Here is a 13,894-nt window from a genome sequence, read left to right on the forward strand (position 1 = left end):
ATGAAGGACTATTAAAGGTCTTAGTACAAGGGTAACACTTTTTATTTTTCTAAAATTAAAGTTATGAAAATTACAAACATCATGGGTGTAGATGTATCCAAGCATACCTTGGATTGTCACCTGTTTGTTCAGCAACAGAGCCTGTCATCTGTAAGTAATGACAGTAAAGGGTTTAAGTCAATTAGCCGATGGCTGCACAAAGAACTGAAGAATACGGAAGGCTTACTGGTAGTAATGGAATACACAGGTATTTACACCTATGGTATTGAACGCTATTTAGAACAGCAGCAGATAAAGTTTGTAAAACGACCCGGCATTGGATATAAAACGTTCTTAGGAATGGTGGAGGGCAAAATGATAAAGTTGATGCCCGATTTATCAGTAAGTATGGCTGGATGAGGAGAGAAGAATTGCAACCAATGACTCCATTAAGTGATGCTCAGCTTGAGCTACAGCAGATCATGAATCAACGTGACAAACTCGTAACAGACAAGGCATCGTATCAATGTAAGCTACATGAGCTTGTGTCACAAATGGGGGAAAAAGTAAATGAAAAATGGTTGCCTCTATGAAGTATGTAATAGAAGTTTTGACACAAGAGGGGTTAAAGAAGCAGAAACTGCTATTAAAGAGGCGATGTGTTTGACTCAATCATTACAAACCAACTATGAGTTAGCCAGCAGCGTAACAGGTATTGGTTTTATACAGCAGTTCACCTGCTGATAGCAACAGAAAATTTTGCTACTCGGTTCAGTGATGTAAGGAAACCTATCAGCTATTGTGGTGTTGCAACTTTTGAACATAGTTCAGGAATAAGTATCAGAGGTAAAACAAGAGTTAGTCACCTGGCAAATAAAAATTAAAATCATTATTAACCATGGCTGCGCTAAGTGCTATACAGCAAGACCCCGGAACTAAAAGCAAAGTATGACCAAAAGGTCAAAGAGGGAAAGCCTAAAATGAGTGTACTCAATATCATCAGGGCCAAACTGATTGAAAGAGTCTACGCTGTTATTAAAAAACAAAAAGTGTATGAAGTAAAATTAGCTGCATAATATTATTTGGTAATATCTTAGAATACGCCAACAACAGCTAAAAAAATTATGAAACCAATTATTTTACGTTTTTTCATAGGGATCACTTGTTTATTTTATTTACCAATACTTTTATTTTTTTTCAGGTTTATTTTAAAAGTGCCGATAAATGTATTTGGAGCTTTTCCTTTCTTACATGAGTTTTGTTTGATATATAGCCCACTTGTGATCTTATTGTTTTCTTTGTTGACGATTGTTTTTGGAGCTAAGAGTAAAAAAATGCAGGAATTGCTTTTTATTATTGTTCTGCTTGTATGGTATCCCATTTATCTAACATTCGCATTGAAAGATTTTTAAATTTCTTGCTCATGATGGTGTCCCGCCAACATGCAGTTAATAATATTAAAAAAATTAGTTGGCGGGGACTCAGCTATCCTTAGTGTTCCAAACAAGTAAAGCTGGTTTTGGTAAACGATGAGTATTGAATAAAAAGATGAGTGCTGTCTGTAGTTATTGCTCATGTTGGCGTCCCTCTGCTATACATAGTATTCCAAGCATGTAAAGCTGGTTTTGGTAAACGATGAGTAATGAACAATAAGATGAATGCTGTCTGTAGTTTGCAACTACAGACAAGATGCAAATTGCAGCCAGTAATTCCTGGTAAAGTTTCACCATATTTAGTCTTTCAGCTTCTGATCCGCTTTTACCGCATAAAACCCTCATTTTCATCCACTTAAACCGCAATCTACAGCGTCTTTTTTCATATCTGCAGCGTCTTGAACGACCTCTGCACTGCCTTTCTTCATGCTACGCTGCCTTCATTACATTCTACAGTCTCTTGAACGATAGCTGCAACAGCTTTATTCACTTCCGCAGTTTCTTTATTGACATCTACGCTGCCTTTTTTTCATTCTGCACTGCCTTTATTACATTCTGCAGCGTCTTGAACGATATCTACAGTCGCTTGAAGAGTAACTTGCAGCCCTTTGCTCATGTTGGTTTCCAGCCTTAGCATACAGTTAAAAGAAATAAGCTGCAATCATATTCCTTTTCAGTTTGCAACATTTCCAGTTTCGCTATCTCTTTTATAAAAATCGAACCCCCTTTTGCATTCACTTTTGTAATTTACCCACCAGTTGGTATTGGCACTTACTGGAATATGTTGTAACTCGCAGTAAAATAGTTTCACATGAACAAGATTATCCTCCCTTTGTTTGTCCTAACCCTCGGCATCAGCACAAGCAATTTTGCACAAAAGAAAAAACCTGCAGCCGTATCTGCAATTATGGGAGATGCAGGTGATAAAGAATCTAAAAACAACAGTGGTGGAGGCAACAAAGAACTCCGCATTATTTCAGCTGAGAAAGTAATGGAAATGAAAATACCTGAAGGCGGGGCTAATGGTGCAGCCATTGTATATCACCCAAAAGAAAAGTTGTATTATGCAGCACAGGCAGGTAATAAAATATTTCCACTAGTGATATTTGATAAGGATGGAGATATATTATCTGCAGAAGACCAGGCAACTTTGATTGATGTAAGAGGGTTGTGGTACAACCCCAAAACAAAAAAGATCGGCGGTAATGGCTACGATGCATTTGGATGGTTTACCTATGATCTCAACAAAAAAGGATTACCTGAAACCATTGAGGTGTTTAAAGAAGGATCTTATCAGCCCGATAAAAACAGTGCAGGTGTGCTCAATACAGAAGATAATGAAGTGCTGTTTCTGGATGGACTGAATATTACCTGCTACAATACGGATGGTACCGATAAACGCAAAACAATTCAGCTCCATATCGGCTCCATGAATTCAAAGGACGGAGTACAGACAACCACTACAGATTTTGAAAGCAATTATAATACACGTTCCCTTATTTACACCGGAACAAAAGGCGCTGAAATCGGTTTGCTGAACATTACCAAAAAACAGGTTGAACTCTACGACATTAAAACTGGGTATATGAGCCAGATCGTTAAACTGCCTGTTGACTTTGAACTGGAAACTTATTTCAACTTTACGTTCTGCAATGATATTTACTGGGTGTTTAATAAGCAGAGCAGGAAATGGATGGGGTATAAATAAGAGGCAGGAAGTAAGAAGCAGGAGGTAAGATGTGGGCTAAGAGTTCGAAAGAGGGCCCTTCGACTACGCTCAGGATGACAAAGAGGAGAGAAGAAAGCCATAGCCGATAGTTGTGAGTCGATAGTACAGATTGTTAAGAAAGGAGAAGTAATTAGCACTATACAATCTTTATTCAATAATTATAAGCTGTAAAGAATCAGGGCTGGGCCCGATTTAATTCTTTAATAACCCCTTGCTTAAGCAGGGGGTTATTAGTTATAAAGCAGATGGGCTTTAGCCCTGAAAAATATTCAAAGGCCAAAAAGTAAACCCTGACAGAAATGTCAGGGTTTACTTTTTATATGAATCAGTTATCAGCTGATTGTATGTCTTGCTCTTGCCAGCGTTTTATCTTTTTCCGGCTGACCTAATGGTTTGTTTTTAGCAAAATCCATGAGGATTGGAGCTGCCACAAATACTGATGAGTAAGTACCGGTAATAACACCGATTAACATTGCGAAGGCAAAACCTCTTGTTACCTCACCACCAAAGATGAAGAGGATGAGCAATGTTAAGAACACGGTGAGTGATGTCATGATGGTACGTGCCAGTGTATCATTGATGGCTTTGTTAAGGATGACACCCTTATCCTGGCCAAACATTTTTGCACTGTATTCACGAACACGGTCAAATACAATTACCGTATCGTTCATTGAGAAACCAATTACTGTTAAGATGGCCGCAATAAAGTGCTGATCAATTTCAAGTGGGAAAGGAACGATGTTTCTCAGGAAAGAGAATACGATCAATGTTACCAATACGTCATGCAGCAGGGCTACAATTGTACCTACTGAATATCTCCAGTCACGGAAACGGATGAAGATGTATAATGTAATTGCCAGCAAGCCGAGAATGGTTGCCCACAATGCGCCTTTTTCAAGTCATCAGAAATAGTAGGCTGTACTGTTTGTGAACTCTGTTTGAATTTTTTATCGAACTGCTGATAGGTTGTTCCTTCAGGAAGGAAGGTTTTCAATCCTTCAAATATTTTGCTTTCTACAATTGAATCAACCTGCTGACCGGGTTGCTCTATCATATAATCAGTTGTAATATTCAACTGCTTATTATTACCAACTGTTTTAATGATCGGGAACTTATTCAGCACTTTATTCAACTCGTTTGCAACTTCTTCATTCTTCATTTCACGGTCAAACTTCACAGTATAACTGCGTCCGCCCCTGAATTCAACACCATAATCAAAACCATTAAAGATTGATGCAACACCCAGCAGTAATACCACCAGTGAAATACCATAAGCTACCTTGCGGTACTCAATGAATTTGTAAGCAGCATGTTTAAAGATGCGGCGTGAAATAGCGGTAAAATATTCAAAGTGACGGTTCTTCTTCATCCAGAAATCAGTAATGAGTCTGGAAACAAGAATACCGCAGAATAAACTGAGAAGGATACCAATGATCTGTGTGTGGTTGCAAAACCTTTAACCGGTCCTAACCCGAAATACACAACAGGATGATGGCGGTTAATAAGGTTGTTACGTGTGCATCCAGTACAGGAGCAAGGGCATGTTTATAACCATCGTTCACTGCTAATTGATAGCTCTTGCCTTTGGTTAATTCTTCTTTGATACGTTCAAAAATGATTACGTTGGTATCCACCGCCATACCGATAGTTAAAACCAAACCGGCAATACCTGCGGCAGTTAATGTGGCGCCCCATGCGCTGAGTACACCAACTGTAAATAATAAGTTTAAGATCAGGGCAATATTTGCAACCCATCCGCCTGTGTTATAATACACAAGCATCAGTACAAAAATCACAATAAATGAAATGAGGAAAGACAGTGAACCACCTTTGATTGCTTCAGCTCCAAGTGTTGGACCTACCACCTGTTCCTGTACAATTTTAGCAGGAGCGGGGAGTTTACCTGTACGTAAGATGCTTGCCAAATCCTGTGCTTCCTGTGTAGTAAATGATCCGCTGATCTGTGAGTTACCACCAGAAATAGCGCCATTGTTTACACCGGGTGCAGAGTATACATAGTTATCAAGAGCAATGGCAATAGCATATTTACCACTGAAGGCTTCACCGGTCATTTTTTCCCAGATATCAGCACCTTTTTTGCTCATGGCCATGTTCACCAGTACTTCATTATTGCGCTGATTGAAATCCTGGTTGGCATCAGTAATAAATTCACCGGTTAACTTCGGAAGATCAGAACCGGGAACTGTTTTAATGACAAATATTTCAAGTAAGCTTTCACCTCTTTTGTTTTTTCCTACAGGTTTTGCACCGTAGAGAAAACGCATGGTTGATGGTATAGAAGCTTTTACAATATCGAGTTTTGTATATTTTGAAAATAAAGCTGTATCAGAAATACGGATGAGGCCAATTGTTGCACTGCTGTAACCTACTGCCTTGCCATCTACCTGCTGAGCCATCAATGATGTAACAGGTTGTTCGTTTACACCTGCAACTTTGGTTGTATCAGCTTTCGTTGTATCGGTTCCGCCGCTTAAATACGCTTTTACTTTCTGATCGATCTGCTGCAGACTTTGCTGCACCAACTGATCTTCATTACGGTAGGTTTCCCAGAATTCAAGGTTGGCAGTTGCCTGTAAGAACTTACGCACACGTTCAGGATCATCCACACCTGCAAGCTCTACAGTAATAATTCCTTTATTTTGATCGAAGCTGATATTGGGTTGAGCAACACCGAACTGATCAATCCTTGCTGTTAAGCGGTCGTATGTTCTTTTGATGGCATCTCTTGATTCAACACGGATGGCTTCAATGACAGCACCATTGCCTGCATCAATTTTAATGTTCTTATTTTTCCCACCTGCAAAGAGAGCTGCTAAATTTCCACCATTTGAAACCTCACTGTAAGCTTCCTGGAACAGCGTAACAAAGTCTGCATCGCTGTTTGCTTTCTTTTTATTGGCACTTTCCAATGCTTTATTAAGAGTAGAATCTTTTGGATTATTACTCATGGAGCGAATCAATCCATCTAAACCAACTTCCAGTGTTACGTTCATACCACCCTGCAGATCCAAACCAAGGTTCAGTTCCTGCTCAATTGCTTTTTGGTACGTTAACTTAGGATACAGTACAGCAACGTTCATCAGTTCTTTTCTTTCAAACTGTCAACATAGCGACGGTAAGTTGAATTAAAAGCAGAGTCTCTCGTTTCTTTTGGAAGCGCTTCCGAAATTGCTTTTCACATATTTCTCAGCTCTGGCTTTTTGCTTGCTTTCAAAATTGTTGACAATCCACGTAAAACTTAATTGCCATACAGAAATGAAGATCAGCATGATTGCAAAAAACCTAACCAAACCTTTCAGTGCCATAATAGAATATTAATTGGGGTTCTTTTTTAAGGACGGCAAAGATAGGGGATTGTTTTGAAAGCGAACAGCTGTCAACATCCTGTTTTCCATCACTTAATGCTTTCTGTGGTTGATCTTTAAGTCTTATTTTTGAGCATGTTCAAAACGGTACAGCTTTTTTGTTTTGGCCTGATCCTGATCGCCGTTCTTCAAGCCTGTAAAACAACAAAACCATTGGTTTCAACCGAAAATCTGCTCGAAAACCTGATGGCGGCAAACCCGGCTGCTTTTGGAGAAGTGCTGAAAAACAGGGATTCCTTGCGGGTGCAAATCGTTTATACACGAATTGACAGGGACAAAAAGAACCGGCCACATTTCACCAATTACTATTTTAATGTAAAGAATGATCTCTATTTCTATCCGGCTTCCATGGTAAAAATGCCGGTTGCCTTTCTTGCGCTGGAGAAACTTAATCAGCTGGGCATTCCCCGAAATACGACCATGATCACTGAAAAAGGATCTACGGGGCAAACCGCTGTTTATAACGATCCCACAACTCCTGATGGCCGCCCAACCCTTGAACATTACATCAAAAAGATATTTCTCGTAAGTGATAACGATGCCAATAACCGGCTGTATGAGTTCCTGAGACAGCAGTACCTGCAGGATCATTTGAGTAAGAAGGGTTACAAAGATGCCCAGATTATCCGTCGGCTTGCAATTACCATGTCTGAAGATCAGCACCGCACCACTAATCCCCTCAGCTTTCGTGACAGCAGCGGGAAGATCATTTATGAACAGCCACAGTTCATAAGCACTTACAATTACCTTGTCCGTGATCAAAAACTGGGGAAAGGCTATATCAATGATCAAAATGCATTGGTAAATGAAGCATTTGATTTCAGCCGGAAAAACAGGATTTATCTGAATGATCTTCATCAGCAGTTACGCAGTGTATTGTTTCCTGAATCAGTTCCTAAACAACAACGCTTCGATTTAAATGCAGATGATTACAGATTTTTATATCAGTATATGAGTCAGCTGCCTTCAGAAACGAAGTTCCCCGAATATGATACAACAGAATTTTATGATGCCTATTGCAAGTTTTGATGTTCGGAACGCAAAAGCACAAACCTTTACCAAAACAGATCCGCATCTTTAATAAAGTCGGCTGGTCGTATGGGTTCTTAACCGATGTTGCTTATATCGTGGATTTTGAAAAGAATGTTGAGTTTATGCTCAGTGCCACCATTTACTGCAATGCCGATGGAATCCTGAATGACGACAAGTATGATTATGATGCTGTTGGTTTGCCTTTTCTTGAACAGTTGGGGCAAACAATTTATAATTACGAGTTGAAACGGGAACGTCAGTATCAGCCCAATCTATCAAAATTTAAAGTGCAGTACGACAAATGAGAGTGAATACGTTTATGTGGCAGTTGATTTTAATTCTTTCCATTGCTTTTTACAGCTGTAACAAAAAAGATATTGTAAAGGGAACAACTACTCAACTGAAGCTGATCAATGCATCACCCAATTCAGGCAATATCGAATTACTGCAGAACCTGAAGCCTGTGGGGCAACTTACTTATTTAACAGGGATGAATCCAACTGTAACAAACCTGACTGTTGACAGTGGTTTCAATAACTACCGGATAAAAAAAGGTGCAGATGAAATAGCCAGCTGGCTGTTTGCCAATGAAGGATTGAACCTTTCTTTTTTTGTGCGATTCAATGATTCCATCAAAAGCAAAATACTTTTCCTGACAGATAATCTTGATACAACAGGTCTTGGTAAAAACTCAAAGATCAGGTTAGTGCATATGAGCCCGGATATTGATACTGTTGACTTGGTTACCAACCGCCCTTCAAATCTCACTCAGGATTCAGCAATCATCAGCAGTAGGGATTATTCTGGGAAACATAGCCAGGCGGATATACTTACATTCAGCGGATTTCAGAGTTTTTATGCTGACTCAGTTGTTACCATTAAAATCAGGAAGAAATCAAACAGCAGTATTGTAAAGCAATACCAGTTCAACTTTAAAAAGGGTACCATTTATTCACTGCTTTTAAAAGGATATGCGGCAAGGGCAGGGAAGGATTCGTTATCCTTATCAATCATTCAGCACAACTAACAAATATAGTCTTGCATGCGTTAACTTGCGCAGCGGTAAAACAAAATTGTAAATCCTTCAGATTTTAAAAGCACGCAAACAATTTAATTAAATGAAACTTTCTTCCCTGTTAGACCGGTTCAGTGAACCTGAAACATTAAAAATGGCAAAGCTCGGCCGTGAATTAAGAGCAAAAGGTGTGGATGTGATTGATCTCAGTTTAGGTGAGCCCGATTTTGATACACCCATGCACATTAAAGGATCAGCTAAAAAAGCAGTAGATGACAACTACAGTCATTATACTCCTGTATCAGGCTATCTTGATTTGAGAGAAGCAGTTTGTGTAAAATTGAAACGTGATAATAACCTTGATTATAAACCTGAAAATATTGTTGTATCAACAGGAGCCAAGCAAAGCTTAGCGAATATTATTCTTGCAACTGTTGACCAGGGCGATGAAGTAATTATTCCTGCACCGTTCTGGGTTACGTATTCTGAGCTGGTGAAAATTGCAGGAGGTGTTCCTGTTATTCTTCCAACCACAATGGAAAATAAATACAAGATCACCGGTGCTGAACTGGAAAACGCCATCACTCCCAAAACAAGAGTGTTTATGTTTTCTTCACCCTGTAACCCATCAGGATCGGTTTACAGCAAAGATGAATTAAAAGATCTTGCAGCTGTGTTTGCAAAGCACAAGCACATCTTTATTATCTCTGATGAAATCTATGAGTACATCAATTTTATTGGTAAACACGAAAGCATTGCACAGTTTGATGAAATAAAAGAACAGGTAATTATCGTGAACGGTTTGAGTAAGGGTTATGCAATGACCGGTTACCGTTTGGGATATATTGCTGCCAATGTAAATGTTGCCAAGGGTTGTGAAAAACTCCAGGGACAGTTTACCAGCGGTACCAATGCTGTTACACAGAGAGCAGCGATTGATGCATTGACAGGTGACCAGGCTCCAACTCTTGCTATGACTAAAGAATTTGAACGCAGGAAGAAAAGAGTAATGCAGTTGGTAAGCGAAGTTCCCGGATGGAAATTAGCTGAACCCGATGGAGCTTTTTATGTTTTTCCAAGAGTTGATTATTATTTCGGAAAAGCAAACGGTGATGAGAAAATTGAAAATGCAGATGACCTCTGTATGTATTTATTAAATACTGCACATGTATCAACTGTTACCGGCCGTGCATTTGGTTCACCAGAATGTATCCGTTTATCATTTGCCAACAGTTTGGAAAATTGAAGAAGCGTATAAGCGCATTAAAGAGGCTTTAGCAAAATTGAAATAAGCAGGGATAGAAACACTGATAACACTGATTAATACGGATTTTGCGGATTAAATACAAAAAGGCTGTATCAACATTTTGATACAGCCTTTTTTTTATTCGTAAGAATTCTTCTCCGGGTTTTGACTTGTATCAAAAAGGTTCAGACCTGTAGTTGCATATTGTCAATGTATTTTTATTAAACCTATTTTACTACTGTCACTGATTGTTATTTGTGGAAACAAGTCGTCTTTTGTATTTGTTACCCCGTCTTGTCCTGATGATGAAAGGGAATATTTGTCCCCAACCTTCCTGTAGTTGTAATAAGAACTTTCTTTTATTTGCAGACCATGAACAGGATCATCGATTGGTGCTAATTTGTAGTCATCCCGAAGTTGTTGTAAGCTGTCAGGATATTGACCATGCTGCAGTCATAAAATTCAATATTTTTTACTAAACTGTTTAATTGCATTTGCGAAATATCAACAAATCCTTTCTTAAATACTGACATATGTGTTCCCTGCATAAAAAAGAGTTGAATAAACAATAATTGTCCAAACAATACCTGCAGCCCCAATTATAGAAAGCCATTTGTCTTTATATTTTAAAAGTCCGTAGAGCAAAAGTCCTAACCCAACAAATGCTCCAACTAATGGGATTAAGCAAAGAAGCCCTAATAAATAAGGTGGTTTTGATTTCGTCGGGAGTGTTGTTATTTCCATGTTATTTTGAAAGCCATTCTCTTGACATTCTTTTTACAGTTTCATGGGCAACTACTTCCCTCTTTAACCTGCTGAATAGATTCCTTCAGGCGTGCTAGTTGCTGGGGAGTTAATTCATCAACGATGTCTTTCTTTCCATATCTAAATTTACAAAAAGCAGAGAATTACTCTGCTTTTCTATTTCTTCTTTGCTGCTTTTTCGAGCAGCTTTCTTTTTGTTGCTGTTTTTCTTCGCTGCAGATTTTTTGCAGCTCCCTTTTTGTAAATGCATTGGGTACCTGCACTTCAATCATCTTCTTAATTTCTTCCACCGGCATCATGGCTACTTCCTCCGTTGTGTATTTGGTGCCATCTGCTTTCTTATCAATCTTCAGCATTTTTTTGCCAAAGCGGATGAAGGGTCCCCATCGTCCATTCTCCACGGCAATATTTTCATCGGGCCAGCGCACAATGAAACGGTTGGCTTCTTTGGCAACCTTCGCCTCAATGAGTTCGTTGATATCGAATTGAGTTAAGTTATCAAAATCATAACGCTTCGGCACATTGATATACAGACCATCCCATTTAATAAACGGTCCGAAACGTCCTTTACCTTTTGTAACCGGTTTGGTTTCAAAATGTGCAACAGGAGCATCAGCCGTTTGTTTTTCTTTGATCAGTTCCAGTGCACGCTCCATGGTTATATCCAGCGGCTCTTCGCCTTTTGGAATAGAAATGAACTGTTCACCCAGCTTTACATAAGGCCCGAAGCGGCCCACATTTTACACTTACTTCCTGTCCTTCAAATTCACCAAGGCTTAATGGAAGCTTAAACAGATCCATTGCCTCTTCATACGTAATTGTTTCAATACTCTGATTCTTCGCAGGGCTGCAAAACGTGGTTTATCTTCATCACTTACATCACCAATCTGCCATTGGTCCAAAGCGGCCCATGCGTGCAACAATCTTTTACCGCTTGCTTCATCAACACCTAATTCACGTTCACCTTTAATGCGCTCTGCCGTTTCAATGGTTCTGTCACATCTTTTTAAACGGACTGTAAAACTCTTCGAGCATTACATTCCATTTTAATTTGCCTTCGGCCACATCATCAAACTCACCTTCAATGTATGCAGTGAAACCATAATCCATGATATTTTCGAAATGCTGTTTCAGAAAATCTGTAACAACAAGTCCGAGATCAGTGGGAAATAATTTTGATTTTTCAGCACCGGTATTTTCCTGATCCATTCCTTTGGTCAGCACATCATCCTTTAATTGTAATACACGGAAATCCCTGCGTACACCTTCTTTATCTCTTTTTCAACGTAGGTTCTTTTTTGAATGGTTGAAATAGTGGGAGCGTAGGTTGACGGACGGCCGATACCCAGCTCTTCTAATTTTTTTACCAGCGATGCTTCTGTATATCTTGGTGCGGCACGGGTAAATCGTTCAACCGCATTCAATTCTTTCAGTGGCAATTGCTGACCAACTGTTAATGGCGGCATTCCTTCCCCTCTCCTGAGCGTGTCGAAGGATCATCTTCCGTTATATCATCATCATCTTTGTCTTCACGGTATACTTTTAAAAAGCCATCAAACTTCAGCACTTCACCTTCAGCTTTTAATTCTTCATTATTGGTGGAGATGGAAATATTAGCCGTTGTACGTTCCAGTTCAGCATCCGCCATCTGCGAAGCCATTGTACGTTTCCAGATGAGTTCGTACAAACGTTTACCATCGGCTTCATCAATGGTTGAGTTCTCCATATAAGTAGGACGGATGGCTTCATGTGCTTCCTGCGCACTCTCGTTCTTATTCTTGAATTTGCGGAACTGGTGGTAGCGGTCGCCATACATTCCTTTGATAGTTCTTGTTAAATCACCCAAAGCTGTATCACTTAAACTTACACTGTCGGTACGCATATAAGTGATTAAACCACTTTCATATAAACGTTGTGCAAGCTGCATGGTGCGGCTTACCGAATAACCCAGTTTACGACTTGCTTCCTGTTGTAATGTTGAAGTAGTAAAGGGAGGAGCCGGAGATTTTTTTCCCGGACGAACCTGAATATCTTTTACTTTATAGCTGGCACCTTTGCAACTGTTGAGAAAATTTCTCTGCATCTTCGGCGGCATTCTGTTTCTTTCCTTCTGCTTTAAATATAACGTTGCGGTCGCTTAGATCTTTTGCTGTAAATAATCCTTCCAGCTTAAAAGATGAAACAGGAGTGAAGGCGTTGATCTCTCTTTCACGTTCGGCAATTAACCGAACCGCCACACTTTGCACACGGCCTGCACTTAAATTATTCCGCATGCTCATTTTGCGCCAGAGAACAGGGGCTCAGTTCAAAACCTACAATCCGGTCAAAGAATCCTTCTTGCCTGCTGCGCATTCACCAGGTTCATGTTCACCGTTCTTGGATTGTCAACCGCTTTGAGAATAGCCGGTTTGGTGATTTCATGAAACACAATCCGCTTGGTGGTGGCAGGATCGAGACCCAGCACTTCACACAAATGCCAGCTGATCGCTTCTCCTTCACGGTCCTCATCCGTTGCCAGCCATACGGTATCGCTCTTTTTTGCCAGTGATTTCAGGTCTCTTACAACCTTCTCTTTATCGTCTGGAACAATGTACCGGGGCTGGAAATGATTGTTGACATCAATGCCCATTTCATCTTTTTCAAGATCACGGATATGGCCATAGCAACTCTTTACTTCGAAGTCTTTTCCGAGGATTTTTTCGATGGTTTTCGCTTTCGCTGGACTTTCTACAATGAGTAAATTCTTTGACATATTATATATGTGTGGGCCGGCTTTTTTGAGGACATCGGCGGCACAATATTATAAAATGATTGGTAAATCGAAGAAAAGAATGGATAATTGAAAAATTGATAGTGTGTAATGTGATATCAAAAATTGCACTGTTTTTCATTATCATTTATCCATTATTCATTATAACTAGAGAAATTCCATCACCGCCTTCTTCACTTTATTATCCTTATAAATTTTCCGGTGACCCAATCCTTTGGTGACCATAAACTGAAAGTTGGGATGAGCATCCTGCTGAATTTTTTCAGCATCAGCCCAGGGAGTTACATCATCTTCTTCATCATGCACCCACAATACTTCTGCCTGAATTTGATGGGCTAATTCACGAATTGAAATTTTATCAATTGTGCGGCCACTCTTTTCCATGATAATTTTCCGGAGCTCATCCATCACATCGTCATCAATATTCAGAAAGGCGGCAAAACTTTTCAATGCACTTTCTGTTTCAGTTGCCGGAGCAATCAATACCAGTTTTTTATGATCCTGGTATTTCTGTTCTTCCATAAAAAGGCTTAATGCTA

At 39.6% G+C, this 13,894-nt stretch carries 7 protein-coding genes and 5 pseudogenes; 8 read left to right on the top strand and 4 right to left on the bottom strand.

Annotated features, from left to right (window positions below; translation table 11 throughout):
• Positions 1-63 precede the first annotated feature (63 nt).
• The 5 genes and pseudogenes from IPK31_20770 to IPK31_20790 all read left to right on the top strand — a co-directional run bounded on the left by IPK31_20770 (position 64) and on the right by IPK31_20790 (position 3,120).
• Positions 64-399 (top strand): hypothetical protein, encoded by a 336-nt coding sequence (locus IPK31_20770; protein ID MBK8090149.1) that lies wholly within the window; start codon positions 64-66, stop codon positions 397-399.
• A pseudogene (locus IPK31_20775) lies at positions 342-572 on the top strand (transposase). Before IPK31_20770 ends, IPK31_20775 begins: the two are co-directional and overlap by 58 nt.
• Positions 550-723, top strand: coding sequence for a hypothetical protein (locus tag IPK31_20780; GenBank protein MBK8090150.1), 174 nt, complete (start codon positions 550-552; stop codon positions 721-723). The pseudogene IPK31_20775 and the gene IPK31_20780 overlap by 23 nt, the downstream one beginning before the upstream one ends.
• Positions 717-863, top strand: coding sequence for a transposase (locus IPK31_20785; protein ID MBK8090151.1), 147 nt, complete (start codon positions 717-719; stop codon positions 861-863). Before IPK31_20780 ends, IPK31_20785 begins: the two co-directional genes overlap by 7 nt.
• Positions 864-2,223: 1,360 nt before the next feature.
• Positions 2,224-3,120, top strand: a complete 897-nt coding sequence (locus IPK31_20790) for a hypothetical protein (GenBank protein ID MBK8090152.1) — start codon at positions 2,224-2,226, stop codon at positions 3,118-3,120.
• 353 nt (positions 3,121-3,473) lie between these two features.
• Here IPK31_20790 and secDF read toward each other — a convergent pair.
• Positions 3,474-6,467 (bottom strand): annotated as a pseudogene (gene secDF, locus IPK31_20795) (protein translocase subunit SecDF).
• 135 nt (positions 6,468-6,602) lie between these two features.
• Here secDF and IPK31_20800 point away from each other — a divergent pair.
• The 3 genes and pseudogenes from IPK31_20800 to IPK31_20810 all read left to right on the top strand — a co-directional run bounded on the left by IPK31_20800 (position 6,603) and on the right by IPK31_20810 (position 9,866).
• Positions 6,603-7,864, top strand: a pseudogene (locus IPK31_20800) (serine hydrolase).
• Positions 7,861-8,586 carry a DUF4397 domain-containing protein gene (locus tag IPK31_20805; protein MBK8090153.1) on the top strand — a complete coding sequence of 242 codons (726 nt, stop codon included), beginning with the start codon at positions 7,861-7,863 and terminating at the stop codon, positions 8,584-8,586. The pseudogene IPK31_20800 and the gene IPK31_20805 overlap by 4 nt, the downstream one beginning before the upstream one ends.
• A 91-nt stretch (positions 8,587-8,677) precedes the next feature.
• Positions 8,678-9,866, top strand: a pseudogene (locus IPK31_20810) (pyridoxal phosphate-dependent aminotransferase).
• Positions 9,867-10,339: 473 nt separating this feature from the next.
• Here IPK31_20810 and IPK31_20815 read toward each other — a convergent pair.
• From IPK31_20815 to IPK31_20825, 3 genes and pseudogenes are all read right to left on the bottom strand, one after another.
• The gene (locus IPK31_20815; protein MBK8090154.1) at positions 10,340-10,564 is read right to left on the bottom strand and encodes a hypothetical protein; all 225 of its coding nucleotides are present in this window, start codon (positions 10,562-10,564) and stop codon (positions 10,340-10,342) included.
• Positions 10,565-10,728: 164 nt separating this feature from the next.
• A pseudogene (gene topA, locus IPK31_20820) lies at positions 10,729-13,337 on the bottom strand (type I DNA topoisomerase).
• Positions 13,338-13,502: 165 nt separating this feature from the next.
• Positions 13,503-13,877, bottom strand: coding sequence for an alpha/beta hydrolase (locus IPK31_20825; GenBank protein MBK8090155.1), 375 nt, complete (start codon positions 13,875-13,877; stop codon positions 13,503-13,505).
• Positions 13,878-13,894: the final 17 nt, after the last annotated feature.

This window comes from Chitinophagaceae bacterium, assembly GCA_016713085.1.
In the GTDB taxonomy this organism is placed as follows: Bacteria; Bacteroidota; Bacteroidia; order Chitinophagales; family Chitinophagaceae; genus Lacibacter.